Raw genomic sequence first — 25,764 nt, forward strand, 5'->3', positions numbered from 1 at the left:
CCAAGGCCCCGCCTACGGCCGGACCCCACCCGTGCAACGCACACGGATGGGGCGGTCGCGCCCGCGGCCTCGGGCTGTCCACGGGCGCCCGTTTTCGTCATTTTCAGTCCGGCCGGCGACTCCCAAGGATCGCCTGATGCATTACTTCTCCCTTTCCACCGCCCATTCGGTCGCGGCGTTCTACCGCAGTCGAATCACCGGTCGCACGCTGCTGCTCTGGGTCTTTGCGGTCACTCGGCCGCCTCCGCTGGTATTTCCACCTGCCATCGACGTGGCAGATCCACCATGCGACGGCTGCACCATCACCGTGTGCTGTGCGATCGGCTGACCGGATCGCAACCGAACCACTCCACCCACCGGCACCGTTGACGGGTGTAAGGCCGAGGGCTGGTGCACCACCGCAACACGCCCAGGGACGCTTGACTGGGTCTGGCCACCCGCCATCACCGTGCGCCCGCTCCCGCCCGTGGCCACCGCACTGCCGACGCTGTGGTTCACTTCACCGTCACGTCCGATGCTCATGTTGAAGTTGGTCGCGATGGCCGGGCCGTGCTGTGGGGCAATCGCATGGCTCAGTGACAGACTCAGCCCATTGGCATCGACGCCCACTGCAACGCCGCGAGCCAGGTTCACCTTGCCCGTCTTCGTGTCGGTACGGGCGAAACCAACCTGCCCGTCATACCGGGCGGTCGCAGTCGCCGCACCGTTGTTTCTTCCCCCGGTCGCTGAGGCGGAGGTCTGTGCCTCACTCGCCCACGCACCACTCACTCCGACCCCAATCATCAGTCCAGTCACCAACCCGCTGTATCGCATGCGCTTCATGACTCATTCTCCCGAGGAATCTCGTTCCATCGCCTGTTCAGGATTCGACTCGCGGCTTGCGCCGCACTCGGACAGGCCGGGCGGAGTTCGACGCTCCGCCACAACCCATCCATCAACCCACTCACCGTCCCAACCGGATGTTCACCGCGCTCGCTCGGCTGTTGCCCATCTGCACGGCACTCGCCTCGACTCGCACCTTCGAGGTCGTCACCCGCAGGACGCCACCGTGACTCACCGCCAAGCCATCGGCCTCGGCTCGAGCCCGGAAGTGTGCATCGCTGACCACCAGACTGCGGCTGTCGGCCAGACCGCCGCGGGCATCCGAGAGCGCATCACTGCGGCTCGAAGCGACACCACCAAACGACCCGTTGCTGATCGCCCGGCTGTCACTGATCGAGGTGCCATAAACACCCAGGGCCGTCGAGGTCGAGCGACTCTCAGCATGGCCCAGTAGCGTGCCACGGGCCACCGCCTCACTGTTGCTGACTGCCCGGCCGCCGATCGCCGCCGCGATGCTTTCGCTGTCCGCGACCGCACTGCCGCCGCGGAGGCCACGGGCATCCGCCAGCGAGTTGCTCAGAGCGACGCCGCGATCCGCCGTCGCAACCGCACGACTGTTGGCGTAGCCGTTCCGCTCACCAATCGCGTCACTATTCGCAATGGCGACACCACCGCGGGTCGCACCGGCGATCGCAATCGAATCCGCATTGCCGATCGCGGTTGCGGTTGCACTCGCCCGACCACCGTTCGAACTGGTCGAAATCGCAATGGCCTCTCCGGCCATCGCAGCCGACGCCCACATCAGAGAGAAACCGATCGAAGCTGCCAGGAACCGACGCATGACTGATCTCCTTTATTCGTGAAGGCCGTGGTTCGTTCTGCTCGCCGTCGGCTGCGTGCCTGCTCACCGTCGGCGATTCGCTTACGCCCGGCCCGGGCGGGATATTCAGGCCAAGGGCGGAAATTTCCGGTTCCGCCCGCTATGCTGCCCCCAGCGGAAATTTTTCAGAATTCACATGAATAAGCCCGGCTCGCCAAACGTCTCTCCTTCCGAAATGCGCCTCGTTGCGGCTGCGGCCGCAGGCGACCGCGACGCACGCCGCGCGCTCTTTGACGAGTATCGCGCAATAGCATTCCGCGTGGCCTTGCGCATTACGGCCCGCGCGGAAGATGCGGCGGACGTCGTGCAGGATTCCTTTATCCGCGCGTTCGAACGGCTCGATTCGTTTCAGCAGGGCGCCAACTTCAAGACCTGGTTCCTGCGGATCGTGAGCAATCGGGCCGTTGACCTGCTACGGGCACGCAAGGTACGGCTCGCGGTGCCGCTGGATGCCGGTAATGATCAGGATGAGCGGCGCTTCGAGTTGGCGTCAGACGACCCGGCCGACCAACCGGAGATGGAATTGGAGGCAGCAGAATTGGCCACGCGGCTGCGAACCGCTATCGAGGCCTTGCCGCCCGACCAGAGAACCGTGTTTTCGATGTACGCCACCGGAGAAATGACCTACCAGGAGATTGCTGCGGCCGTGGAAATCCCGATCGGGACCGTGATGAGCCGTTTGTTCCATGCTCGCAGGCGGCTGCATGAGAAGTTACCGGACCTTGCCCCCGCCGGCAGGGGCACAAAAGGGAACAACCTGGGAGAATAAGTGTGTCCGGTTGCTCGTAGTTAAGATGAGGTCACTGGACTGTGGGGCTTCTGGGTCCCTGCGGACGTCGGCCATTGGAATGTGAGAGTTGTGATGCCAGCGCTCGATCCGCACAATCTGGACCAGCTATTGGCCGCTCTTGAGAGCGGGGATCCGGCCGGCTTGGATGAGCGCTTGCTCGCACAACTCGAGCACGCGCTCGCGTGCAATCCCGAACTGCTTGCGCGCCTGGCGGATCGCACACCGGCACCGCCGGCGAATCTTGCGGTGCAGCTTGCCGCATGGGAGGTGGTGGAATCACCCGAACCGGCCGCGTGGAATCGCATGTGGGACCGGATCGTGGCAGCGGAGGTCCGCTCGGGGAACACCCGTGGCGCTCGCCGTCCGCTCATTTTGCGGCTCTGGCAACCCGTCATGGCCGCGGCCGCGTGCTTGTTGTTGACGCTGGGCTGGCGCCTGGGTGCCCCAAGCGAATCGACGACCACCGACTTCTGGCCGATTCAACTCGCTACGGATGCGGATATTCAGCAGGTCGAGGTGTACGACGGGGATACTTCGTTCATCTTCGCGACCGGCGGCAACAACAGTGTGCAGGTCATTTGGGTGCTGCCGCAGGAAAGTTAACTATCGGCCGCGGCGCGCAGGTAGTTCAGGCAACGTCCAGTCCGGAGGAAGCACTCTCTCGAAGGGCACACGCAGGAGTAGGAATCCATGACAACCCAACGCACCTTGCTCTTCCTAGCGGCGCTTTTGTTCAGTGGCGCTGGCATGGCAACCGCCCAGGAGGAGCGCAAGACCGCGGACATCCAGGTGCTCGCGATCCGCGCCACGACGAAGAACACCGACATTTCGCCGGAACTGCGCAGCATCGCCGACACCCTCAAGCGTCAGTTCCGCTTTACGGGCTTCAAGCTCGAGCGGCGCGCCGGCGGCAGCACCAAGATCGGCGAGGCCTACACAACCGCCCTTACCGGCGGCTACACGGCGAAGATCACGCCCACCAGGAACGACGGCAAGCGCATCACGATGCGTGTTGAAGTCCTCCAAGGAAGTGAGCGCCGCTTGAACACAACCGTGACCGTGGACGCCCGCCGCTACCAGCTTTCCGGTGGCTTCTCGCTCGGCGAAGGTGACGAACTGATCGTGGCCGTTTCCGGCGCTTGAAACCGTCAGTGGCCATCATTACAAGTGGATACTCCTGCGCCATGGTGACACACTCATGCAAACCGTGCTCGCGCCATGGCACGCAACCGATGCTATACTGAGGATTGGGTGGGGACGGTGCGGCCGCGGCTGGCACCGCTTTATGCTGTTTGAAAACCGAGTGGCGACGGAACTGTCCCCTATCACTCCGGGGGCGACTGGCTTCGACCGGGCAGGTTGAGGTCAGGGTGGCGTGTCGAGGTTGTCAGGAGGCCTCGTAAAACACCTGGCACAACTGTTAGATGCCAATGATGGCTATCGTCTCGCGGCCTAACAAGTAGGCCGTGCGTCGGACGGCGACGCCTGCTAGGCGCTCCGACGAAGACAGCAGGCTGGCGTGCGCATCCCCGCCGGGTGATGCGAACGTGAGAAACCACCTGGCTCGCCCCGAATGCGGCCTGTCGACCGGCTGCACACGGGTCTAAAAACAATAGATCGAATACACACGTAGAGGCCCTGGCTGAAATGCTTCGGGACGGGGGTTCGATTCCCCCCGCCTCCACTTTTTGACACGAGATCACCGTCGATCAGCGAATCGAACGGTTTTCTCAGGGAAATCTCGAGTTTTTCGCAGTTCAAACGCACCTCCTGGCAGAGGATCTCCAGGATGGTGCGTTTTGCTGTGTAATCCGCGTTTTTCCAGCGGTTTTTCAGGCTTTGCGAGAGTTCAAACGCCGCGATGGCCAGGTCCGCCACCTGGCGGTCATCAAGGTCGGTCGTCTCCAGTTGGAGGCGGATCGCCGACTCCCGCTCGTGAAGCTCGGCCCGCTTGTCGCTGTAGTCGTCTGCGGTGATTTCCCCATCCATCCGCAGGTCGAGCAGGGTCTTGAGCTTGGCCTCGACCTGCCGCTTCTGACGCTCCAGTTCGGCCCGGTGCTGAGCGTTCTGCTCCCGGTCGGCTCCTGCTCTGGCCCGGATGACCTCCTTGATCCACTCGCGGACCTCCGGGCTGGCAATATGCAGCCGATCGAAGAGATCGAGGAACTGGTCGTTGATGGCCCGCTCGGGCAGACGCAGCCGCGGATGGCCGGGACGGTTGTACTGCGAGCAGCGGTAGTAGCTGTACTCGCGGACCGTGCCGTCCGGGGAGGTCTTCCGCTTCTTCTCGGCGGTGACCACATGGCCGCAGACGGAGCACCGCATCAGCCCGCCGGCAAAGGTGATCTCAGGCTTGCGGATCACCCGACCGCTGAACCGGTCCTGCGCCGCCTGGAAGGTCGCCCGGTCAATGAGCGGCTCGAATGAGCCGGGATGCCACTGCCCCTTGAACTTGACCTCGCCGATGTAGTGCCGATTGTTCAGGATGCGGTACAGCACCGATTTGTCGAAGCGGGGATGACGGTCGGTGTAGATGATGCCCTGCCGGGCGAGGGCGTCGATCAGCGTCATGAGCGTGTGCGGCTGGTAGGCGAAGATCTCGAAGATGCGTCGCACCTTCGGGCCATTCACCGGATCGTGTTCGACGATGCTGCGCCCGTGAATGCGGACATTGCGGTAGCCATACTGGCGTCCCATCGGCAGGCCGCTCTCGACGCGGCGACGGATGCCGGAACTGATGTCGGCGGCCTGCTGGTCGGTCTGGTAGCTGGCAAACACCGCCGACATGCGCCGCTGCATTCGGCCCGCGGGGGTTTCGCCCGTCGGCTGGTCAGGGAAGAGGAGGGGCACATGCGTCTCTTCGGCGAGCGCCTCCAGGTCGGCCCAGTCCCGGATGTTCCGGGCGGCACGGTCCACCTTCACGAAGAGCATCCCGCTCAGCACAAGGGCGTTCTTCTCGACATACGCCGTGAACTCGCGGAAGGTCTCGCGCTCATCGCGCTTCGAGGCGGTCTCCGCGATCTTGAAGAGCTTGACGACGCTGCCGCCCAGCCGACTGGCGAACTCCAGGAGGCGGGCTTCCTGGTCCTCCAGGCTGAAGCCCTCCTTCTTCTGACGGGCCGAACTCACCCGTGCCCACGCGACGAACTGCTTCATGACTCATCTCCCGTCGAGGACGGCCAGGAGCCGCCCCGTACCGACAAGTATTTGTACGGCATCGGCGGGGGAAAGTTGCGCCTTCCCGTAGAAAGGCTGCCAGACCCGGATGGTGCGATCCACCAGTTCCGGCGTGATCCACTCCGGCGTGCCCGGCGGCAGAGGCTGCTGCGGGGTTTCCCCACGCCCGCCTGGCTCGGTCTGGAGGCGTCTGGCCGGCACGGTTTCCATCCTCAGGCTTGCGATCCGAGCTGCACTCGCAGCCGCTGGTAGGCGACCGAGGCCTCGTTAAAACGCTTGGTGCCGAGTTCGACGAGGTGAGGGGGCAGCCCCACCATGCGATCCGGGTGAAACTGCATGGAGATGGTGCGGAATGCGGCCTGCACCTCAGGCCAAGTCGCGCCGGGCTTGAGACCGAGCAGGTCGAAATTGCTGTCATCCGTCGATGTCACCGGAGCAGCATTCTGCGATTCCTGATGCGGAGCCTTCGACCGGTGTTCTCGCGCCCATTCAGCCTCGGCCCGCTCCAATACTGCCACGAGGCTCGCAAGTTCGGTGGCCGCGAACTGCTTGAACGACTTGATGACTTCCATCGACAGCGTGACCTGTGAGGGAACGAGCATGTGAAGACCCACGAGCGATATATTGTCGAAGAGCTTGGCCGTCACCACGAACTCGAAAGGCATCCACTCCGTCCACATGTCGTCCGTGGCCTTGTGTGCTTCAACGACTCGCAGATCGCCACAGCGGTAGGTCAGCGTGAGGGCACCATCGACGCTGTAGCGCCGCTCCGTCGGCTGCCCCTGCAACTGCACAATGGCACACTCGATCTCTCGCGGTGTCAGACCAAAAGGAATGCGCTGCCTCACATACGCTCTGCGTTTATCCATCCTCATGAACCACAGACACAAGGCGATGACTCCAGCGGCGATGATGCTCACGATCCACATGACTGCTCTCCATTCATGGTGGGCAGAGTTACTCGCGCTCATGCTGGGGTGATTCGGGCTCACGGCCACCGTCGGCGTCGCGTTGCTGCTCCGCCTGTTTCAGTCGCTCGTCGAGGATGGAGGGCGATTCATCGGGATCGCGCTGCTCCCCCTGCTTCTACTGCATGACCTCGCCGGGCGTTTTCGTGCCGTAGATGCCGTACACCGTCGGCTGCGCCACATTGGATTCCGGGTACAGCGCCCCGCGCAGTTCAGAGAGGCCCTGCCTGAACATCGCCGAGGCGTGTCCAGCGCCGATCTTGGGAGTGTCGTTGTCGCGTGTCATGGATTGTCTCCTTCGGGCTGTTGGTTAATCGCCGCGCATCGAACGGAAACGCTCCGCCGCTGCGCGCTGGTCGATGTATGAGTCGCTCATCCTGATGGCGCGTTCACGCTCTCCATCCACCATGAGCTTGGTGGTCACCACGAGTCCGGCGGAAGCGCACATCAGATAGCCGCCCAGAGTCGGACTGAGTTCCATCACGAACGCACCGGCAAGGAAGACAGTCAGGGGCTCGATGAGCGTCTTGACCGTTTCCTCGCTTGTGCGGCGGAAGATGCCCATGAGCAGCGGTCTTCCGGTGTAGTAGCTGTGCGGCTGTGGTTTGCCGCTGCGTCTGCGGATCTGGATGCGTGCCCGGATGCACAGCGTCATGAACAGGTAGCAGACGAGGTAGGCGAACATCGGTGTCGGGTCGTTTGCCGGATTGCAGAACGCTGGAAAGAACAGGATCAGCAGGCAGGTGAGTGCAGACTGGAGCCCGATATACCGCTCGCCGAAGGAATCCACCCGGTGCAGGAAGACCTCGACCGACAACGCCAGCGCGCGGCAGAGAAACGCGAAGGCCGTGAGGCCGAGTCGGACATGATCGATCGTGGACGGGGCCTGTTGCTGGTTCATGGTGACTCCTAGGTGTGCGCGCAGTCATCGCGCCGGCGGTAACCCGCCCGTTGCTCTCCGGTTTGATTTCCCGCTCAGAGTTGCTGCTTGAAAGTCACGGGCAACCAGTTGCGCCCGGACTCCTTGAATACCTTTCCGTTCTGGAACACGATCGCATCGACCAGGCCGCGATTGGCCGGCCCGCCGGTGCGTAGCCGCGTGAACTCGCGTGGTTGGACCTCGTACTCGAAGACCTCAGAGAAGCCCGCCGAAGAACTGCCGCTGCGGGGCAGCCAGCTCATACCGATGGCGGCGTTGGCCTCGTCCTCGGCCGAATAGCTGGTGTTGCCGCTGGCCATGAATTGACGGGATCTGCCGATCAGACCCGCAGCCCACTCGTTCGTCACCGGGTCGCCATTGGCATGCATCACCTTCGTGTTGAGATTAGCCAGCAGCGAGTCCGTCTCGGCGCGACCCTTCTCCCCGCCGCCGAGCGCCGCGATGAAGTTGCTGTAGTTCTGCGAGAGCAGGACGGTGGCGACACGCGCAGCGCGGCAGGTTGTCTGGAACTGCATGTCGTACGAGGTGACGAAGTGCTGCGCTTCATCGGCCCACAGGAATACCGGCCGAGGACTGTCAGCGATGTTGCGGCGTTCGATGGAGCGCTGGAAGGCGTGCTTCCACAGCACTTGGGCGAAGACACCTACCTCGGCGAACTCTTTGACGGACAGATCGATGAGGATGATCCGGCCATCCTGGGTTGCTTCCGGCACCAGGTCTGTGTCCTCGCAGAACAGCTCGCGGAGAATGCCGCGGTTGAGTACATCGACCATTGAGGTGAAGGTCGAAACTATCACGCTGCGCGTCTTGTCGCTGAGCCCCGGAAACTCCAGGAGCCAGTAATCGGCGACGATCCCGAAATCCGACCGCTCACGCAGCGTCTTGTGCCTCGCGTCGGCTTCGCTGAGCCATCGGAAGCACGCGGATTGCTCTTTCCATTCGTCGGAGGCGAGCTGGTCCGCCGATGTCGGAGCGGATACCACCACCCGGTACATGTCGGGCACGGTCACACGGCCCTTGGCGAGGAGGAGAAGATCGACAATGTTCCGGCAGAGCTGCCGATTGGCGCGCTTCCAATAGCCTTCGTCATCGCGGCCGCTGCCGCCCGCCGAGTTGCGCTCGGCGACTTCCAGAACCGTCGCCAGCAAGCTGACTATGTTCTCAGTCAGACCCGCTCCACTGCCTTGTCTCGTCGCCTCGTGATCGAGAAAATTGAACCGGTGCGGGGTATCCGGTCCAAAGACGATCAAATCGTCCGACCGACCTGTCTCATGACAGTAACGCTCCCACACGCTCCGCTCATCCGGCTTGGCGGTGAGAACGAGCCCGCCGAACCCCGCCCGAAGCATGGCCTGGGCGATGAAGCGTCCGCTTCCGCTGGACTTTCCCGAGCCGGTTGCCCCGAGGGCGAGTGTCCCTTCGAGTGCGTCGCGCACGGTCCAAATGGTTCCGGAAGCCCAACGCAGGAGCGGTGCATTCAGCGTATCGCGTCGTTCCTTCTTGCGCCGGCTTCTTCCCGACAAGCCAAACATCTGTGTACTCCGTTCAGATCCTGCGTGTGTAGGAGTCCTTTGACTCCAGGATTTTCTGTTTTCCGTCGGCCGACGATTTCTGCGCCAGGGCGACGAGGAAGATTCCGAAGACAATGACGAGTTCCATGACTGAACCCCCTACTTGGGTTTGCATGACACTTCGGCCACGATGTCTGCCAGCGGACGACCATCGACACCGGCGCTCCTGATCCGCTCCGCAAGCTCTGTCAGCCAGGACACGATGTCCTCAGCCGTGATGCTCGGAGCAGAGAGAGACACGGAACGTCCTTCCCCGAGTCGGATAAGGACGCGCTCGCGTTTCACCTGTCGCGGCTGGCGAGACTGAGTCGAACGGCGTCCGCTCTTGACGATCTTCGATTCTGCGACAAGTTGATCACGCGTGAGCTTGCCATCGATTACTCCCTGAACCAGACGAGCACGCTCGGCAGCATCCGCTATGGTCGCAATGGCGTAGGCACTGCTCATAGGAAGACGACCAGCGTCCGCCAAGTCCTGAACCTCCTTTGGAAGTAGCTGAAGTGTGAGCAGCTTGGAGATCGTTGATGGCGACGGCTTCCCAAGCTTTACGGACATTTCCGCCGCTGACCATCCGGTCTCCTGCATCAGCCGGGCGTACGCTCGCGACTTCTCCATAACTGTGAGATCCGATCGCGCTGTGTTGACCACGAGTTGAAGCGTGATAAGCTCGGCCGGTGTGGGCACACGATCAGTAAGGATCATGGGAACGGCGTCAAAGCCCACGGACTCGGCGGCCTCCAGCCGTCCGTAGCCGTCATCGAGCACTGGTTGGCCATCTTCCCAATGGCCGATCAGCGGTACATAGATGCCGTTCTGCGCGATGCTTTGCGCCAGCACCAACCTGTCTTCTTGACTTCGACAATCCCGCACCTGGGGCCGCCGGACGATGTCCTTCACCTTCACGGAGTGAATCGATCCGGCCAGGGAGGCAAGGTCCAGTATGCGGCTCATGACCGTCCTCCATCCACCCGGCTGCGGAGTTCGGCCTGCTCAGCCTGCGTGTAGAGGAGGCGAGTGTCTCTGCTGCTAAACGCAGACTTACCAGCAAGGATAACGCCGATCAGGTAGAACACATCATCGATCGGCAGGCCAGGCAGAAGATCGAGCGGTGAAAAGATGAGCAGGACCAGTCCTGCAACCAAGGCCCATTTGACCATCTCAAGGCCGGTGGCACGAAGGCGGCTCTGAGGCAGTGCGAGGAGTACCAATGTGGCCAGAAACAGCAGCGACGAACAACCCACAACGAGCTTCAGCAATCCAATGAATTCAATCACTTGTGTTCTCCTTGTCTCGCGGCAGCAGTACATCAACCTGTTGCATTTGCGCGTGATATCTGGCACACTGGCTGTTTGAGCAAGTGTGTTGAGGTGCGGTGTCGGACGACAATCAGGATGTGAGACGGACGCTGAGGGCGATGATTGATCGCGTACTCACTGACCCTTCACGCGACTACACGAGGCAAGTCGAGGGACTTCGCGAACTTCGGACGGCCTTCCACCAGGAACTCGCAGCTGCCTTCGGCCCAGCGTTCAACGCCGCGCTCGAACAGACCCCGCAGGACAATCTCGATGAAAAACGGCAGCTCTGCGCCGATGCGAATGCAACCCTAAAATCGTTAGGGCTGGCGATCAACTGCCCTAAGACGGGGCAGCCAGCGATTATGGTGGCTGATGTCCAAGGCCGCGATGATGACCAAGGGCGATTTCGTCTGGAAGTACGGGCGATCCGGGGCCATTCATCCCGAACCTTCTCGAGCCGCGCTCTGACCCAATTCGAGCTCATAGGAGACCCGGTCCGACCCGAGGGATCGGCTCGCGAACGCCGCATGCCGGGGACAGACAGATCCCGGTAAAATAGGCGGTCGAGGTCAGGAGTCAGTCGATCCAGCTTCCTGGCGATCATGGTCGCATTTGCGACCCACACGGGGCATTCTCCGTCAGATTGAAGCAGGACTTGGATGGAGCGATGCAGCATGACTACTCCGGGTTGAGTGAGTTCGGTCACTATTCCAGTGCGCGCGCTGCCCGATTCCCGCGCGCGAGTTGAAGATTTTCTGAGTGCTTGGCCGCCAATGGCATCGGAGGAACGGCATGACGATGGAGAAACCGGAAGGCTCGTTTCACGATGACCCGGAGATCAATGCCCTTGTCATCGAGATACTGGACAGCCTTCTGCCAGTGGTGAAAGAGATGATGAAGGGGTCCGCCCTTCACCAGTTCGTGTCGCCCGAGGACATCGTGCAGGAGGTCGTCATCCAGTGTCGTCCGGCACTTGCTAAATTTGAGCAGCGAACCGACGATTTGAAAGGTGACATGCGGAAGCTGATCAACGCGATCGCTCGAAATACCGTCAGGAAATGGGCACGCAAGTTCAAGACACACTTGCCTGCCATTGAAGATGCGGTTCTGGAGCAGGCGAAGCGCGATGGCCATACCCCCAGCCGTACCGTGGGGAAGGAGCAGTCACTGGATGCCGTTCAAGATTGCCTGTCCAAGCTGGATGTGTCGGCACGAGACATCATCCTGCGCCGTATTGTCCTCGAACAGACATTCAACGAGATAGCCGACGCACTGGACAAGTCCCCAGGACAGGTTGACGGCCTGTACCGGAGAGCCCTGAAAAGCATGCGCGAGATGCTCGGAAGCAGCCAGGCATACCAGTTCGCCTCCAGCCACGGATAACCATGAGCGAGCACGCCACTCCCGAGCCAGATCCGCGCCCGTCGGAGTCACCGGGCTGGTCCACGGTTGCGGTCATGTCGCACGCCGATTCGGCGGCTTCGGACGATTCGCTGTTCCCTCAGGCGTTCGGCGGCTACACCCTGTTGCGCTGCATTGGTGCCGGAAGCTTCGGCCAGGTGTTCCTTGCCCACAACGACGGGACATGGGACACATGCGCGATCAAGGTTCTTGCTGGACATCGGCTCCAGAATGAATCCGCACGCCAGCGGTTTGAACTTGAAGCCCGCATCGGCTCTGAACTCAGACACCCCAACATCCTGCCTGTCATCGACCAGGGCATGGTGCACGGGCAGCCGTTCATCGTCATGCCATTCGTGGATGGCACGGACCTCCAGCGGCTCATCGGCAAGCATCCGCTGGAAGTGTCGCGGGCAGTGGAACTGGTCCGCCTGATCGCCGACGCCGTCCATGTCGCTCACAAGGAGGGCTACCTACACCGGGATATCAAGCCGGAGAACATCCTGATCGAGCGCGAGACGGGCAAGCCGTTCATCGCGGATTTCGGCCTTGCGAAGGCCACCAACGCGCCGCTGGGCATCTCCGGCACAGAGGATGTCATCGGCACGCAGCCCTACATGCCTCCGGAGCAGATCGATCCCGTGCTGGGGGACATCACGGCCGCGACGGATGTGTACGCGCTCGGCGTGACCCTATACCAGGCCCTCACCGGACGCACGCCGTTCCCGCGACAAGACCGGTCGAACCGCGATATTAAAACGCAGATCGCCTGGGACCAACCCATTCCTCCGTCGGTGCTCAATCCACTGGTCCCAGCAGACCTCGATCTCGTCTGCCTGGTCTGCCTTCAAAAATCCCAGCATGATCGTTACCGGTCGGCCGCCGAACTCGCCGCCGATCTGAATCGATTCGAGAGTGGACGACCCGTAGAAGCCTGCTTGCCCGGAGGCATGAAGTTGCTCTGGCGACGGGCACAGCGCCGACCGCTACAGGCGGCTGCCATGCTTGTGCTGCTCGTCCTGGCGACGGCCGGTATCTGGTCAGCCGGGTTGTATGCAAACAGAGCGACACGGGCCGAAACGAATCTGGTCGATGCCGAGGGCCGGGCCGACCATGCAGAAGTCACGGCCGATCTTGCGGTCAAACGAAAGGCGATGCGCGAGTATGTCGCCGACATGCGCGATGTGGCGTACGCCAGGGAGGCTCATGAGGTGAGCCGGATGGAGGAGCTACTCCACCGGCATCGCCCTGTTGAGGGCGGGGAGGATCTCCGAGGACTGGAGTGGTACTACTGGGACCAGGTGCTTCAAGGTTTGTGTCATCGAATCGAGGCGGAGCCGGGCATCCGCTGTCTTGCGATCACCGACGACGACCGCCTGCTGGCAACGGCGGACATGGTCCACGCCAGCCTGTGGAACCTGGAGACTGGCGATCGCCTGTTCCAGTTCCAGATCGGCCCTCGCAGGCAGGGACAGAGCGCCAAAGCGCTTGTTGAGGCGTGCGACGCCGTGGCGTTCAGCCCGGATGGCAAGCTGGTCGCGGCGACATGCTATGTCACGAGTGGCCAGAACCGTTTGGCGTATCTGCGCGTCTGGGACACCACGACCGGAGCCGAGCGTCTTGCCGTTACTGACAATGGCGACATCAGTGGGCAAGCTGTGGCTTTCAGCCCGGATGGCTCCCGGGTGGTTGCCGGGGGATACCACGGCAGCTGGGTGTGCTGGGATTTGTCAACCGGAGCACGAGCCGGGGCCGGTGGTGGGATTGATCCCAATGAACCTTACCCACCTGCGGTCTCACACCCCGTCACCCGGCTGCATTTCAGCGACAACGACCGGTTCATAGAGACGACGGATACGACGATCCGCCGTTCGGTGTGGCTTTCTTCAGGAACTGCTTCGCAGCGAGGCTCACGGTCAGCCCAGCGTATGTGGCCGACGAGCCGCCAAGGCTTGGTTATCGGGGCGATGCTGGGTCAAGGGTCCATCCGGCTTCTGTCATCGCCGGCGCAGGGTGCGTTCGACGATACGCCGAGGCAGACGCCCTTCGATGACCGTTTCAAAGCAACCAGCATCTATATGCATGGACAAAAGCTGATTGCGGGGTGCTCCGACAATGTCGTCCGCGTCTGGACCGTACACCCAGGCAGGACATCGGATGACCCACGCGAACTGCTCGGTGCCACGGACACACTCGTTTCCGCCGGATTCGGGACGCGCCTCACTGTTGCGGCAACACGCAGTGGAACGATCTGCGTTTGGGACCGTAGATCCGGCACAAGCCCATTTACTGCCAAAACCAGCGCGTCCACATACTCCGAGCCGTGGCAACAAGAACGAGAGTACGGCTCGACGCAAAGCCCATCCGGGCGGCTGCGCACCCGCCTCAACCCCGACACCGGGAGCGTCTCCCTTCTCGATGCAGATGGCCGGATTCTGGTCGGACACATGGGCAGCACTTCAAGCGCGGGAGAAGTGCTGTACAGCCCGACCGAGCGTTTCCTCGCTTTCCGGGGGAGTCGGTCGGCGGACTGGGCGAGACCCGCCTACTTTTCTGACGACACTGTTTTCCTATGGGATGTTCAGCGTGCGAAGCGGCTGGCGACCATTCCTTACCCGCAGGGGACCCACATCGTTCCGTGGTGCTTCTCGCCCGATGAGAGCCTGTTCGCTTCCGCCAGCATCGCAAGCGCCGCGGTTGTCGTCGAGACCGGCTCGGGCCGGGAGACGGCTCAACTTGCTATTCTCGGCATCATTGAACTCATGTTCAGCCCGGACGGCGAGCGACTGGCTCTCGGCGCTCGCAAGCAGTTCGCCGTCTGGGACCTCGCATCCTCAAGCTGGGTGCTCCGTGCTGATCAGGGGGCGCGAGGCCTGAAGTTCGACGCGTCGGGCAGCCTCGTCACCATGCAGTCGTTCGATGACCACCAGGTGACGCTCGTTGCTGAGCTGGCTTCGGGTCAGATCCGAACCGCCGACTCAACAACCACGCCCAAAGTGATGCCGACCTCCGGTGACGGCCGTCGTTTCTACGCCTTCGATGAAGGTATCCTGCGGGTCTATGTCGCTGATTCGGAAGATGACGAGCCGATCCTGACCGTCCCGGCTTCCGGCTTGCCGGTGGACCCATCGGAACTGGCAGCCCACCTTGATGCGCGCGTTGCAGCATGGAAGCGGTGAGTCGGAGGGTCTGCCCTCCACCGCCGCTCGGATTATAGTCGGCGGAGGACCGCCGCCATACGGAGCGTCCCGCCGTGCGGTGGAAGGGTCGGTATGTGAATGACCCACATAGGCTGCGTCCAACAGATCCGTTCTGTCCGGTTGGCCTTGGCCGTGCTACCTTGAGTGATGCCCACAGCATGCAGGATGTCATGACCACCCCGAACCCGCTCCATGTCGCAAATACCGCCCAGCAGATGGCCCGGTCGGCCCCGAGGGAGGACGCGGTCGTATTCAATCGCGTGGCGATGGTGTGCATGGGCGTCATGGCGGCGGCATCCGCAGCCCAGATGCTCCAGTCGATCCTGCGCGAGTTCAACCGCGTCCATGACCACGACCATCGTCGGTGCAGTCGCGGCCGCTGACGACGCCTCTCAGAGTTCGATGCGCTCGATGACGGTATCGTGATCGCCTGCCTGCATGTCCGCACCTCTGTCCGCCTCCCGCAGCCAAGGCACGCGGTGGCGGGTGAGGCCCTCGAACAGCCTCACGGACGGGCGCACTTCGCTGTTGAGGTTGCGGCCGCGGATGCGAATCTTCTGGTCTGCCACCGTGAGCGTGATGCCTTCGGACGGGTCGAACTCGACCCGCTCCAGCCAGGCGTAGCCGATGGCGGTGATGCTGCCGTCCTTACGGCGCAGCTCAAGCATGGTCGCTCGATCCCGCACGCCCCGAAGCCATCCGAAGGCTCGGCAGTCATCAGAGCCTTCAGTTCCTCCTTGATCAGCATCAGTTATCGACTTGCCCAGATAGCGGGACAGCATCGCGTCATCGCTCATGGCTCATCTCCTCCCGGCCTGCGGGCCTATGCGGCGCTGTTTCAGGGGATCGGTATGGTTCCCGGCGCAAACGGCCCGCGACGAGTTCCGTCGCCGTCATGCGATCATCCGAACGGTCCACGGCGGCAAGAAGAGCTTCGCGATCGTCGGTGTAAATCGTCGCCTGTTCGCGGCCGCGCGACACCGACACATAGAACTGCTCGCGTGACGACGCGGGCAGCGAGTCCGACGATTGCCCGATGAGCACCCGGTCCACGGTCTTACCCTGCGAAGCGTGCGAGGTCGTGCAGTAGCCATGCGCCAGGTGGCCGTATTCACGGGATACCACCCAGTTATTGGCGAGCACGATGTTGCCCTTTGCATCGAATCGCTTGATCTCGTAGATGGCCCCGTTGTTGAGCCGGTGCTTCCCGTCCAATGTCGTGCCGTTGCGCGTGATGCGGATGCGGTCGCCAGCGGTAAGGGACAGCTCGCCGGTTCGGAAGAGCTGGAAGCGGGCGGCCTGGTCCAGGGGGAGAGGGGCGTCACCGACCGCAACCCGATCCCCCTTGCGATGGCCTTTGGTGTTCTGGTGGAACACCAGCACACCTCCGGGCGAGTAGTTGAGTTCGTCCCGGCGATCCGCCTCGGTGAGGTTCGTACTCTCCAGCACAGTGAAGCTGCGATCGCCCCCCCGCAGTGTTCCGGCATGGCGGAGTCGTTCACGGATCTCACCGGTGATCCACTCGCCTTCGAGATGCGTGGGCGAGACGACCAGCGCTGTTTTGCCCTGCTTCACGATGGCCGCGTAGTCCTCGGCCAGCACCCGGTAGCGGTCCGTATCGCCGACCTCGCGTATCCAGCCAAGCTGGTCCAGGCGGCGGAATCCTTCATCGGTCCTGCCGTCCCCGAGAGCCGCGACCGCCGCCTTGTAGTCGCCGCGCTGCCGCTGAATGTCACGGAGTTCGGCTGGCCTGATGCCCGCTTCCTCTTCCAGCAGTCGCAGGGCCGCGCCGCGCTCGACAGAACCGTGCTGGCGACGGTCACCGGAGAGCACGACCCGTACATCGAGCTTGCCCGCGAGGTCGAAGACTTTCGCCATCATCCGGGACGACAGCAGTCCGGCTTCGTCGATCCAGATGACCTGCCCCCGAATCTCCGCCTGGAGCCGCTCATCCACGAGCAGGCGTGATACGGTATCCGCGCCATCGAAACCCTCCTGGCGCAGCACACCCCGGCTGGCATCGGCCGAGGGTGCGAAGGTGAACACCCTCGTGCCAGTAGATTCGATTCCCTCCGCTGCTTCCTGCATCATGCTGGTCTTACCCGTCCCGGCCGCTCCGCGAACGAGGATGACGCGATCGCGGGATTCCAGGACATGGCGGACGGCTTTCCGCTGGGCGTCATTGAGCCATTCACGATGGATGGCATGCTCCGGGGCGAGGGGACGGCAGGTGCCGCGTCCGTTGCGTGCGAAGGCAAGCATCCGCGATTCTTCGGCGAGCACCTCGCGCGTCGTGGCGAGGCGGCGCCCGTCGCGCTCGGCGATGATGAGCCCGCGTTTCGCCACCGCCTGCGTAACGGTTTCCGGTGAAGCTATCCCTACGGCGCGCTTCATGGCGTCGGCCAGGAGGCGGCGTTCCGGCACCACCGCGCTTCGCTCAAAGCAGTGGCCGATGGCTTGGTCGGCCGCTTCACGGGCGGCGGCAGGCTGCTCGGGATAGCTCTCTTCACCAATGTGACCGGCCCTTAGAGCAAGGGCAGCCGCTTCCGCAGGTTCCAGTCGATCTCGCCATTCCCTGCGCAGTTCATCAAGCGTCAGGTTCCTGGCCTTGCGCTCACGGGTCTTTGCCCCGAGTTCACCCTTGGCTTCCGGGTCGGTGACGCCTGCCTCGCGTGCGGCGTCCTCGATGAGAGCCGTGCGCCGCGAGAACCGCTGAATGGCCGTGTCAGGAATGCCAGCGATCTCCCAGCCGGAGCGGGTGCGCACCGTCGGCAGCCCCAGTTCCTGGAGCCGCCGTGCCAGACGTGAGTGGAACACCGCCTCGAAATACGGGGCGTCGCGCTTGAGGCCTGCGAACTGGCCGGCCTTCCACCGCGATTCATCATGGTCCCAGGTGGCGTTGAAGACGAAGCAGTGCGCGTGCAGGTGCGGATCGGGAATGCCGTTTACAGGCCTAGCTGTGAAGTGGACAAACTCGCCCCACACCATGTTGCCCGTGGTGCGATCCTCGTTGCGGCCGTCCGCACGCACGCGGGCCTGCATCTCCGACTCCATGTCGTGCATCGTCTCGCCGACCGATTCGCGGAAGGCGTCCAGTATCCGCTCGTCGCGCGTCAGGCCGTAAAGGGTCGACACGCTCTTGGGCACATGGAAGTTGAAGTCATAACCGACACGCCGATCGGCTCTCCGTCTCGGCGTCAGAGCTTCGCCGGTCGCCGGATTGAGATTGTCACAGAGCGCATCCCAGTCGGCCTGCTGCACCTTGCCCGAAAGCCCTAGCCTTGCAGCGGCATCGCCCCGCCAGAGCCCGACGAGTTCCTGTCCTTCCGCGTAGTAGTCGGCGGTTGAGTAGTAGCTCTTTGCACCGGCGGGCGTGTTGTTCTGGATGATGCGCAGCATGGTATGACCAGTGTCCTACGCATCATTCGGAACGGTCAACGGTCGGTTCGTTGGTCGGAGCCGTTTCTTTCACGGTTTCACGGGCGCAAGCGCCGTCCGTTGGTTCATGATTTCATCGCGAACGGACGAGGCCTGCGCGGTACGAATGCCGGATGTTGGTTGGCGTCGCAAGCCTGACGACACACATGGGTCACATCCCATCCGCGCTGCGCTGCACATCCGCGACATGCCCGACCATCGGCGGTGGTTCGGCGGTCATGCGTCTTCTTTCCCGCTGGTTCCTGCACCCAGCACGACCTGATTCACGGCATCGCTACAGCCGCCGCCGGCCCGGTCAAGCAGAAAGCCGGGTCCTCCCAACATCTTCACTGCGTTGCAGACATTGGGTCCCTCCCACTTTCCGCTGTGACCGCGACGCGCCCCGGGGGGGCGCTCCGGCTGGGGGCGGCCGTTTCCCGCGTGCCATCAGGCCGCGATGGGCGCGGCCGGAAACCAAGCAGAAGGAGACTTCACCATGACCGACAAGAACACCAACGCCTCCAAGGCCCCGAGCCATGTCGCTTACCAGGTGCGCGACCGCGACGGGAAGAAGGGATTCTGGACCCGCATCGGAGCCGCCTGGCAACACGGCGACTGCAACGGATTCAACATCCAGCTCGAAGTCGTGCCGCTCGACGGCCGCATCACGCTCCGCGTCGCGAGCGAGAAGAAGGACTGAACCACCGGACGGGCGGGCTGAAGGGCCCGCCCGTGCCCTTTAAAATGAGACTCACCATGACCAGCGAACCCACCAACCACGACCGGGCCGAATGGGCGAAGGACGCCCTGGCCGTCTTCACCGCCCGCACCTACGGCGGCGATCATCCCGACACCATGCATCGCGGCGACCTGGAGACCGCCATCAGCGACTTCATCGCCGACCTTCTGCACTACGCGAAACAGCAGGGCTTCGAGCCGGGCGGCGTCATCACCCAGGCGTGCTACCACTTCGAGTGCGAACTCCGCGAGGAGGTGCAGCCATGAGCCGCGCCGCCATCAATCCGTTCTACGCCGCCCGTGCGACGGCTCAACGGAAAGCAGTGACCATTCCGACCGGCATCACCAGGCGTGTCATCGGCAACGCCACGCTCTACCGCGCCGACTGCTTCGACATTCTGCCGACGCTCTCGGGCATCGGGGCGGTCGTCACCGACCCGCCCTACGGCATCGGCTTCGAGTACCGCAGCTACGACGACGCTCCCGGCAAGTACGACGCCATGATGGCGCGGCTTGTCCCGGAACTGGTCCGCATCACGGGTGACGGGCCGTGCTTCATGTGGCAGAGCCCGTTGACCATCGGCTCCTGGCACCGCTACTTCCCGACCGGCTTCCGCGTCATCGCCGCGTGCAAGGAGTACCCGCAGCGCGGCAGGCAACGATGCCTGAGCTGGGACCCGGTCATCTTCTGGAGCGGCAGGTCACTGCTCAAGGACGAACTGCCCCGCGACTGGCATGTCGCCGATCTTCGCCCGTGGAAGGGCTATCGCGGCGAGAACCCCGTGCCGTGCCCGAGGCCCTTGGAGCAGGTGCGGTACTTCTGCGACTCCATCCGTGCCGACTCGATCCTGGACCCGTTCATGGGCAGCGGGACCACCGGCGTTGCCGCATTGCTCGCGGGCAAGCGGTTCGTCGGCATCGAGCGTGACCCGGTCTACTTCGAGTACGCGTGCAAGCGGATTGCCGAAGCCTGCTCGACGCAGCGATAGCTCCGCAACTCCGCCGTGCCGACATGTCGCGGTGTTCAGTCATCGGGTTTCTTTGCGTGGCCGGGTTGACCTGTTGATGCCCATCCTGGCGTCCGCCGCCCCCGCGTGCGGCCTTCGGCCTCAAGGGGACCGTGTTGTCGCTGCGCTCCTGCCCGCACCATCCCCTTGACGCGGCGGCTTGCCGCGGCCGCCGTCCGGTGTGCATCGGTCAACACAACCACGAAAGGAGACATACCGATGAACACACCGCTCACCCATGCCGACCTCCGCCAGTTCACTGGCGACCTCGACCGCTTCCGGCACCCGCTGGCCCGGGGCGTCATCTACACGCCCGGAGTTCAATACCTCGCCGAGCGAGCCGGGGCCTACTGGCTCATCGACGAGATCGCGCTGGCGATCGCCGGGGGCGCTGTTGCCAAGGCTGGCAAGTCCGACGACCGGGTGCTCAGCCTGCACTTCTGGAAGCTCGAAGTCCGCGAGGACCGTACCGCGGAACTGACCGCCCGGGCCGATGATGGCGTTCCGCCCTTCGTCAGCAAGGTCATCCCGTGGACCGACTTCCCGCTCGACGCTGTAAGCATCTGGGCTGGGTTCGATGGCCGCCATTGGACGCTCTACCTGCCCTCCGAGCACTAAGGGCTCGCCAACCCGGCTCCTGACGGGGCCGGGTTGGCTTTGATTGCACAGCCGAATGAACGTCCCCGCTTCGCACGCTGCTGCGTATCGTCGGATGAAACCATCGCTTCAATTTGGTGTCAGACATCTCCCCTAAGCGGTGCTTAGGCTGGATTTCACCGTGAAACTGATCATTCATCCCGGCTTCGATGCGATGATGTCACCCTCGGCGTTGAGCGTGATCATCGGCACCGGTCTGAGGGGAATAGCCAGATGGTATCGCGTGTGCCTCAGTTCGCCGGTGCGGGTGAGTGCGCCCATGTCAACCAGCTCCGCCAGATCGCGTGTCGCGGTCGCTGGTGACGCCTTCGCGACGCTGATGTAGTTTCCGGCGCTGAGTCCACCCTTGAATCCGGACGGTCCTTCACGAAACATCCGCACCAAGGCCGCCTCCTGACGCTCGTTGATCTTGCCGCGCAGTCGATCAAGCAGCTTCGTCTTGTCGATGAGGAACTCGACATGCGCAATGGTGCGCTGCTGGGCTTCCAGACAGATGCCCGCAAACCACCCGAGCCACAGTGTGATCTCGTTACGCTTGTTTGCCGCTTCGAGCGCCTCGTAGTACGCCTTGCGCCGCACAAGGATGGTCGCGGCCAGCGCGGTCAGCGTCGGCTGGCCGAGCCCCTGCGCCAGCACCTTCTCCGCGATGCCACGACCGATACGGCCGTTGCCATCCTCGAAGGGATGGATGCACTCGAAATACAGATGGGCGATCCCAGCCCTTGTGAGCGCGGGCAGCGGCTCGCTCCCGGCGGGCGCGGTGCGGTTGAACCAGTCGATGAAGCCGGCCATCTCTTTGGGCACGCTCTGGGAAGGCGGTGCTTCAAAGTGAACGCTGGGTTCGTAGATCCGCCCCGAGACGACCTGCATCGGCTCGGCGTGCGTGCGGTAGGAACCGATATCTCGCAGGTCGGTCCGGCCGTGCGTCACCATGCGGTGCCAGGCGAAGAGCGTGGCATCCTCCAGCGGATCGGCGAAGTGACGGAAGAGGTCGACCATCATCTCGCCGATGCCCTGCTCGGCAGGCTTCACGCTCCGCCGGTCACCGGCGAGGCCGAGCTGGCGGCGGATCGAGGACTGGACGCTGTCGCGGTCGAGGATCTCGCCCTCAATGCGCGAGGTGGTGACCGCTTCGTCGCTCATAGCCTCGACGGTCAGCAGGTCCCTGTCTTCCTCGGCCAGATGCCGAACGGTGCCGATAAACTGGCCGCCGGTCAGCAGAAACCGTTCCTCGGCCTTCTCCAGCCGGGATTCAGCCCAGGTAAACCGGGGCCAATCGGGTTGCTGCCAGTTCCATTTCATGAGCGATAGACCGCCTCTCTATCGCTCACAATAGCACGGTTCTTGAGCGATAGCAACGGTCCGTATCGCTCAATGGCTCTAATTGGCTCCCGAAATGGCCCCGGCACCCGCCAGCGAGTGGTTTCCCCCGGGCAGCCCTCTGTGTGGGCGGATTCAAAATTGAACTTTGAATCAGCCCACGGAGTCAGTTCCGCCCGCGTCCATCCGGCTGCTCTCCACAGCCAGCCGCAACCGTTTGGCTTCCTGCTTCCGCTCGTATTCGTCCATGAACTGGTAGACGCGACGGATCGTCTTTCCGAAGCAGAGGCGACCGTCACGGAGATCGAATACGAACCGCGAGTCGTTCATGGCCCAGAGACCGAAAGTGGTGGGCGAGAGATCGTGACGCCGGATGAACGCTTCGACCTTGAGTTGAAAATCTTCGTCAATCATGCACTCGCAAATAATGCGACGAGGCGGAGCGGTCAACGGCTGATTTGTTGGACGCTGCCAACGAATTCACTTGTGCTGCTGAGCGGTGTGGCGCAGGTGCGGCATGCTGTGACTTTGCGCGATCAGTGTCAGGGTTTGGATTGGAATCATCCAACAATTCCGTTATTGCTCGACATGGGATGGCGTGGCACGACTCCCCGTCCAACAACGCGGAGCGGGAGCATGACACAGACGAGGAACAACACTTTCATGTCGCCACTCGACAGGTTGATCCACCTCATCGCCGAGATCGAAGTGGAGAGCTACCTGGGGGAGGTCCGCGCTATCCGGCAACAACAGTCAGAGAGGAATCATGCACGCAGTAATCTACGCAAGGTACAGCAGGGACCGGCAACGCGAAGCGTCGATCGACGACCAGGTGCGAAACTGCACCCAGTTCGCTGAACGCGAGGGCATCGCCATCGCCGAGGTTTACCACGACAAGGCGATCTCCGGCGCGGTGCGTGCCCGACCCGGCTACCAGATGATGCTGGAGGACGGGATGGCTGGGAAGTTCGACATGCTCATCGTGGACGACCTGTCGAGATTGTCCCGCGACGACTACGAGATGAAGGGCGTGCTCCGCCGTCTGACCTGGCGCAGCATCCGGATCATCGGCGTGTCGGACGGGTATGACAGCGATCGCAAGGGGCACAAGATTCACGCCGGATTCAAGGGGCTCATGAATGAGTTATTTCTGGACGACATTCGCGAGCGCACGCACCGCGGCATGACCGGCCAGGCACTCAAGGGCTACAACTGCGGAGGCCGAACCTTCGGTTACCGCAATGTGCCGATCGAAGACGGAGTCCGCAAAGACGCGCACGGCAGACCCGCCGTAATTGCTGTTGAGTACCAGATCGACGAATCTCAGGCGGAGATCGTCCGGCAGATACACCAGTGGTACGCGAACGGATACTCCTACAAGTGGATCGCAAGCGAGCTGAACCGACGAAAGATCCCGTCCTCCAGAGGTTCGCACTGGGCACTCAGCGCGATCAAGGTGATTCTTGAGAATGAGATGTATGGCGGCACGCTGACCTGGAACCGGCGTCTGTGGGTCAAGCACCCGGACACCGGCAAGCGAACCTACCGCGAGCGACCAAAGGAAGACTGGATCATCACCGAGCGCCCCGAGCTTCGGATCGTGCCCGAGGAAGTGCTCGATGCGGTACGAGAACGCCAGCGCCGCACGCGCGCGTCCGGTATCGGCAAGCACGGAACGGCCGCCAGAAAGTACCTCTTCTCCGGCATGATGCTTTGCGGCGAGTGTGGGGGCAACATCGTCATCGCCGCCGGCGGGGGACGGTACGGGTGCGCCAACCACAAGACTCGAGGACCGACGGTCTGCTCCAACAGCCTGACGGTGTCGAGGCGGGTGGTGGAAGAGCGGATACTGACTTCCGTCAAGGAGCGACTCAGAGCACCCCGCTGCTTGGAGACATTCAAGGCATCGGCGGCGAAGCTCATCGAGTCCTACAACGCTTCAGACCATGCCGCGCAGATCGAAGGGAAACTCAAGGCCGCGACCCGGACTCGGGACAACCTGCTCAACGCGATCAAGCAGGGTATTGTGACGGCAAGCACCAGAGAGGCGCTCGAAAGCGCTGACGCAGAAGTGGCCGAATTCAAGCGGCAGCTTGAACGAGCGGCACGCTGGCAGGTGTCTGCGATCCTGCCGAGAGCCGTCGAACGGTTCGAGTCAGCGATCAACGATTTGGAGCGGCGACTGGATGACCATGTCGATCCAGCCCGCGAGATCCTGAAGTCGATCCTTGGCGAGAGCATCACCATTCACCGCAGAGGCGAGTACCTGGAGGCGGAACTCGCGGATTACGCACAGACCGCAGTAGCTAACTCTTTGAATTCGTGTTTCGATTCAGGTGGTTGCGGGGGTATGCAACGTCTTGAATCGACATTCGTCCCGCTAAGGTACAGTGAGTGCGGATTTCAAGGCCGTCCGCGACATCGAAGGCGCGCATCCGCGCAGCGAAAGAACAACCAGACCGCGAAACGCTAACGGACGTTTACCATGCCAGGTACTCGATCGCACAGCGTCGCGCATGCGCGTCATTCGGGGCGCGCTCACAGAGACACACCACCATTCTCGCTGACGCAGCGGCTGGCCGATGCCGCAGTTGCTATCCGAAGCGATCCGTCGCCGCGCGTGGACTTCCTGCACTCCCTGCTGTGTCAGATAGGAATGCCGAGACGATTCACCCATGCAAGGACCTTTGAGCGACGTAACGGCCATGCGTCCATCCTCATTGAGGCAGGCAAGCTCTGGGACGGATCAAACTGGATCGAGCAGCCGCTTCCCTGCGGGGCGATACCCCGGCTGGTCATGGTCCATGTCAGCTCCGAAGCCGTTCGGACCCGGAGCCGATCCGTCGAGGTGGGCCACAGCACGCGGCAGTTCCTGACGACACTCGGTATGCAGACGAGCGGCGGGGCGAGGGGAGGCTACCGGGCTCTGAAACGCCAGATCCAGGCACTCGCCGCCTGCCGTCTGTCTCTGGGCATGCAGTCCGAGGGACGAGTGACAACGGTTGATGCCAAGCCCATCCGCCGATTCGAGGCGTGGCTGCATCAGGACGGCGGCCAAGGGACATTGTGGCCCGGCGTCCTTGAGTTGTCGGAGGAGTTTTACGGCACGCTGGTCGAGCACGCCGTGCCCCTGGACCCGAGGGCTCTGGCGGCACTCCGCCATTCAGCCATGGCGCTCGATGTTTACGCCTGGCTGGCACACCGGCTCCGGCGGGTAGCCGGAGCCGGTGGCACGAAGCTCAGCTGGAGGAACCTGTACGAGCAGTTCGGCCAGGAATACCGGAGCGCCAAGGACTTCAAGAAGCAGTTCCGCCAGGCGCTGCGGCAGGCCTTGGTGGTCTACCCGGACGCCCGTGTAGCGGAGGTGATCGGGGGCATCACGCTTTACCGGTCACGGGCGCCGATGCAGCCAACAAAGCTGCGATTCACCCTGTGAGCAAGCCGGTTGGCTGGCCGGGCTATCCACGCTGAATCACTCCCCCTGGTACGCTGCATCGCCCCCCTCACGGGAATCGGGAGTGCGCTGAATCGCCCCCCCAAAACCTGTAGCAGATACCTATAGCACTTCCTGTAGCTGG

At 62.8% G+C, this 25,764-nt stretch carries 24 protein-coding genes, 1 other RNA gene and 2 pseudogenes; 13 read left to right on the forward strand and 14 right to left on the reverse strand.

Annotated features, from left to right (window positions below; translation table 11 throughout):
• Positions 1–180: 180 nt before the first annotated feature.
• Positions 181–822 (reverse strand): hypothetical protein, encoded by a 642-nt coding sequence (locus IPM18_00920; GenBank protein MBK9118157.1) that lies wholly within the window; start codon positions 820–822, stop codon positions 181–183.
• Between the two features lie 121 nt (positions 823–943).
• Positions 944–1,663: a hypothetical protein gene (locus IPM18_00925; protein MBK9118158.1), complete on the reverse strand. Its 720-nt coding sequence runs from the start codon at positions 1,661–1,663 to the stop codon at positions 944–946.
• 175 nt (positions 1,664–1,838) lie between these two features.
• Between IPM18_00925 and IPM18_00930 the strand changes: the two genes are divergently transcribed.
• The 4 genes from IPM18_00930 to ssrA all read left to right on the forward strand — a co-directional run bounded on the left by IPM18_00930 (position 1,839) and on the right by ssrA (position 4,179).
• The gene (locus IPM18_00930) at positions 1,839–2,471 is read left to right on the forward strand and encodes a sigma-70 family RNA polymerase sigma factor (protein ID MBK9118159.1); all 633 of its coding nucleotides are present in this window, start codon (positions 1,839–1,841) and stop codon (positions 2,469–2,471) included.
• A 93-nt stretch (positions 2,472–2,564) separates the two neighbouring features.
• Positions 2,565–3,095 (forward strand): hypothetical protein, encoded by a 531-nt coding sequence (locus tag IPM18_00935; protein MBK9118160.1) that lies wholly within the window; start codon positions 2,565–2,567, stop codon positions 3,093–3,095.
• An 87-nt stretch (positions 3,096–3,182) separates the two neighbouring features.
• Positions 3,183–3,635, forward strand: a complete 453-nt coding sequence (locus tag IPM18_00940; protein ID MBK9118161.1) for a hypothetical protein — start codon at positions 3,183–3,185, stop codon at positions 3,633–3,635.
• Between the two features lie 189 nt (positions 3,636–3,824).
• Positions 3,825–4,179, forward strand: a transfer-messenger RNA (tmRNA) gene (gene ssrA / locus IPM18_00945).
• A 473-nt stretch (positions 4,180–4,652) separates the two neighbouring features.
• On the opposite strand, the pseudogene IPM18_00950 reads toward ssrA, so the two are convergent.
• From IPM18_00950 to IPM18_00985, 8 genes and pseudogenes are all read right to left on the reverse strand, one after another.
• Positions 4,653–4,817: pseudogene (locus IPM18_00950) on the reverse strand (recombinase zinc beta ribbon domain-containing protein).
• A 378-nt stretch (positions 4,818–5,195) separates the two neighbouring features.
• Positions 5,196–5,648: pseudogene (locus tag IPM18_00955) on the reverse strand (recombinase family protein).
• Between the two features lie 233 nt (positions 5,649–5,881).
• Positions 5,882–6,598 carry a J domain-containing protein gene (locus IPM18_00960; protein MBK9118162.1) on the reverse strand — a complete coding sequence of 239 codons (717 nt, stop codon included), beginning with the start codon at positions 6,596–6,598 and terminating at the stop codon, positions 5,882–5,884.
• 157 nt (positions 6,599–6,755) lie between these two features.
• Positions 6,756–6,923: a hypothetical protein gene (locus IPM18_00965; protein MBK9118163.1), complete on the reverse strand. Its 168-nt coding sequence runs from the start codon at positions 6,921–6,923 to the stop codon at positions 6,756–6,758.
• Positions 6,924–6,947: 24 nt separating this feature from the next.
• Positions 6,948–7,538, reverse strand: coding sequence for a hypothetical protein (locus IPM18_00970; protein MBK9118164.1), 591 nt, complete (start codon positions 7,536–7,538; stop codon positions 6,948–6,950).
• 74 nt (positions 7,539–7,612) lie between these two features.
• Positions 7,613–9,109 carry a hypothetical protein gene (locus tag IPM18_00975; GenBank protein ID MBK9118165.1) on the reverse strand — a complete coding sequence of 499 codons (1,497 nt, stop codon included), beginning with the start codon at positions 9,107–9,109 and terminating at the stop codon, positions 7,613–7,615.
• A gap of 138 nt (positions 9,110–9,247) precedes the next feature.
• Positions 9,248–10,099, reverse strand: a complete 852-nt coding sequence (locus IPM18_00980; GenBank protein ID MBK9118166.1) for a ParB/RepB/Spo0J family partition protein — start codon at positions 10,097–10,099, stop codon at positions 9,248–9,250.
• Positions 10,096–10,422 carry a hypothetical protein gene (locus IPM18_00985; GenBank protein ID MBK9118167.1) on the reverse strand — a complete coding sequence of 109 codons (327 nt, stop codon included), beginning with the start codon at positions 10,420–10,422 and terminating at the stop codon, positions 10,096–10,098. The genes IPM18_00980 and IPM18_00985 overlap by 4 nt, the downstream gene beginning before the upstream one ends.
• A gap of 816 nt (positions 10,423–11,238) precedes the next feature.
• Between IPM18_00985 and IPM18_00990 the strand changes: the two genes are divergently transcribed.
• From IPM18_00990 to IPM18_01000, 3 genes are all read left to right on the forward strand, one after another.
• Complete coding sequence (locus tag IPM18_00990) at positions 11,239–11,829, forward strand: sigma-70 family RNA polymerase sigma factor (protein ID MBK9118168.1); 591 nt, start codon at positions 11,239–11,241, stop codon at positions 11,827–11,829.
• 2 nt (positions 11,830–11,831) lie between these two features.
• Positions 11,832–15,026 (forward strand): protein kinase, encoded by a 3,195-nt coding sequence (locus IPM18_00995; GenBank protein MBK9118169.1) that lies wholly within the window; start codon positions 11,832–11,834, stop codon positions 15,024–15,026.
• A gap of 191 nt (positions 15,027–15,217) precedes the next feature.
• Positions 15,218–15,430, forward strand: coding sequence for a hypothetical protein (locus IPM18_01000; GenBank protein ID MBK9118170.1), 213 nt, complete (start codon positions 15,218–15,220; stop codon positions 15,428–15,430).
• Between the two features lie 9 nt (positions 15,431–15,439).
• Here IPM18_01000 and IPM18_01005 read toward each other — a convergent pair whose 3' ends face one another.
• Positions 15,440–15,844 carry a hypothetical protein gene (locus tag IPM18_01005; GenBank protein MBK9118171.1) on the reverse strand — a complete coding sequence of 135 codons (405 nt, stop codon included), beginning with the start codon at positions 15,842–15,844 and terminating at the stop codon, positions 15,440–15,442.
• A complete protein-coding gene (locus IPM18_01010; protein ID MBK9118172.1) occupies positions 15,834–18,446 on the reverse strand; it encodes a relaxase domain-containing protein in 2,613 nt (870 codons plus the stop codon). The genes IPM18_01005 and IPM18_01010 overlap by 11 nt, the downstream gene beginning before the upstream one ends.
• 514 nt (positions 18,447–18,960) lie before the next feature.
• Here IPM18_01010 and IPM18_01015 point away from each other — a divergent pair.
• The 4 genes from IPM18_01015 (at position 18,961) to IPM18_01030 (ending at position 20,827) form a co-directional block, all read left to right on the forward strand.
• Positions 18,961–19,164, forward strand: a complete 204-nt coding sequence (locus tag IPM18_01015; GenBank protein ID MBK9118173.1) for a hypothetical protein — start codon at positions 18,961–18,963, stop codon at positions 19,162–19,164.
• A gap of 56 nt (positions 19,165–19,220) precedes the next feature.
• Positions 19,221–19,469, forward strand: a complete 249-nt coding sequence (locus tag IPM18_01020) for a hypothetical protein (GenBank protein ID MBK9118174.1) — start codon at positions 19,221–19,223, stop codon at positions 19,467–19,469.
• Between the two features lie 233 nt (positions 19,470–19,702).
• On the forward strand, positions 19,703–20,191 hold the full coding sequence (locus tag IPM18_01025; protein MBK9118175.1) for a site-specific DNA-methyltransferase: 489 nt from the start codon (positions 19,703–19,705) through the stop codon (positions 20,189–20,191).
• 237 nt (positions 20,192–20,428) lie between these two features.
• Positions 20,429–20,827: a hypothetical protein gene (locus tag IPM18_01030; GenBank protein MBK9118176.1), complete on the forward strand. Its 399-nt coding sequence runs from the start codon at positions 20,429–20,431 to the stop codon at positions 20,825–20,827.
• Positions 20,828–21,001: 174 nt separating this feature from the next.
• On the opposite strand, the gene IPM18_01035 is transcribed toward IPM18_01030, so the two are convergent.
• Positions 21,002–22,168 (reverse strand): Fic family protein, encoded by a 1,167-nt coding sequence (locus IPM18_01035; protein MBK9118177.1) that lies wholly within the window; start codon positions 22,166–22,168, stop codon positions 21,002–21,004.
• Between the two features lie 171 nt (positions 22,169–22,339).
• Complete coding sequence (locus IPM18_01040; protein MBK9118178.1) at positions 22,340–22,600, reverse strand: hypothetical protein; 261 nt, start codon at positions 22,598–22,600, stop codon at positions 22,340–22,342.
• 352 nt (positions 22,601–22,952) lie between these two features.
• Between IPM18_01040 and IPM18_01045 the strand changes: the two genes are divergently transcribed.
• Both IPM18_01045 and IPM18_01050 read left to right on the forward strand, forming a co-directional pair.
• On the forward strand, positions 22,953–24,659 hold the full coding sequence (locus IPM18_01045) for a recombinase family protein (GenBank protein ID MBK9118179.1): 1,707 nt from the start codon (positions 22,953–22,955) through the stop codon (positions 24,657–24,659).
• A 12-nt stretch (positions 24,660–24,671) separates the two neighbouring features.
• Positions 24,672–25,622 carry a replication protein gene (locus IPM18_01050; protein ID MBK9118180.1) on the forward strand — a complete coding sequence of 317 codons (951 nt, stop codon included), beginning with the start codon at positions 24,672–24,674 and terminating at the stop codon, positions 25,620–25,622.
• Positions 25,623–25,764 lie beyond the last annotated feature (142 nt).

The organism is Phycisphaerales bacterium, from assembly GCA_016716475.1.
Taxonomy (GTDB): Bacteria; Planctomycetota; Phycisphaerae; order UBA1845; family Fen-1342; genus JADJWG01.

Coding starts and splice junctions, on each gene's coding strand:
- IPM18_00930 (MBK9118159.1), top strand. CDS start 1,839: ATGAATAAGCCCGGCTCGCCAAACGTCTCTCCTTCCGAAATGCGCCTC.
- IPM18_01050 (MBK9118180.1), top strand. CDS start 24,672: ATGCCAGGTACTCGATCGCACAGCGTCGCGCATGCGCGTCATTCGGGG.
- IPM18_01010 (MBK9118172.1), bottom strand. CDS start 18,446: ATGCTGCGCATCATCCAGAACAACACGCCCGCCGGTGCAAAGAGCTAC.
- IPM18_00965 (MBK9118163.1), bottom strand. CDS start 6,923: ATGACACGCGACAACGACACTCCCAAGATCGGCGCTGGACACGCCTCG.
- IPM18_01030 (MBK9118176.1), top strand. CDS start 20,429: ATGAACACACCGCTCACCCATGCCGACCTCCGCCAGTTCACTGGCGAC.
- IPM18_01015 (MBK9118173.1), top strand. CDS start 18,961: ATGACCGACAAGAACACCAACGCCTCCAAGGCCCCGAGCCATGTCGCT.
- IPM18_00990 (MBK9118168.1), top strand. CDS start 11,239: ATGACGATGGAGAAACCGGAAGGCTCGTTTCACGATGACCCGGAGATC.
- IPM18_01025 (MBK9118175.1), top strand. CDS start 19,703: ATGATGGCGCGGCTTGTCCCGGAACTGGTCCGCATCACGGGTGACGGG.
- IPM18_00970 (MBK9118164.1), bottom strand. CDS start 7,538: ATGAACCAGCAACAGGCCCCGTCCACGATCGATCATGTCCGACTCGGC.
- IPM18_01045 (MBK9118179.1), top strand. CDS start 22,953: ATGCACGCAGTAATCTACGCAAGGTACAGCAGGGACCGGCAACGCGAA.
- IPM18_00925 (MBK9118158.1), bottom strand. CDS start 1,663: ATGCGTCGGTTCCTGGCAGCTTCGATCGGTTTCTCTCTGATGTGGGCG.
- IPM18_00920 (MBK9118157.1), bottom strand. CDS start 822: ATGAAGCGCATGCGATACAGCGGGTTGGTGACTGGACTGATGATTGGG.
- IPM18_00975 (MBK9118165.1), bottom strand. CDS start 9,109: ATGTTTGGCTTGTCGGGAAGAAGCCGGCGCAAGAAGGAACGACGCGAT.
- IPM18_01000 (MBK9118170.1), top strand. CDS start 15,218: ATGACCACCCCGAACCCGCTCCATGTCGCAAATACCGCCCAGCAGATG.
- IPM18_00995 (MBK9118169.1), top strand. CDS start 11,832: ATGAGCGAGCACGCCACTCCCGAGCCAGATCCGCGCCCGTCGGAGTCA.
- IPM18_01005 (MBK9118171.1), bottom strand. CDS start 15,844: ATGAGCGATGACGCGATGCTGTCCCGCTATCTGGGCAAGTCGATAACT.
- IPM18_00935 (MBK9118160.1), top strand. CDS start 2,565: ATGCCAGCGCTCGATCCGCACAATCTGGACCAGCTATTGGCCGCTCTT.
- IPM18_00940 (MBK9118161.1), top strand. CDS start 3,183: ATGACAACCCAACGCACCTTGCTCTTCCTAGCGGCGCTTTTGTTCAGT.
- IPM18_01035 (MBK9118177.1), bottom strand. CDS start 22,168: ATGAAATGGAACTGGCAGCAACCCGATTGGCCCCGGTTTACCTGGGCT.
- IPM18_00960 (MBK9118162.1), bottom strand. CDS start 6,598: ATGTGGATCGTGAGCATCATCGCCGCTGGAGTCATCGCCTTGTGTCTG.
- IPM18_00980 (MBK9118166.1), bottom strand. CDS start 10,099: ATGAGCCGCATACTGGACCTTGCCTCCCTGGCCGGATCGATTCACTCC.
- IPM18_01040 (MBK9118178.1), bottom strand. CDS start 22,600: ATGATTGACGAAGATTTTCAACTCAAGGTCGAAGCGTTCATCCGGCGT.
- IPM18_01020 (MBK9118174.1), top strand. CDS start 19,221: ATGACCAGCGAACCCACCAACCACGACCGGGCCGAATGGGCGAAGGAC.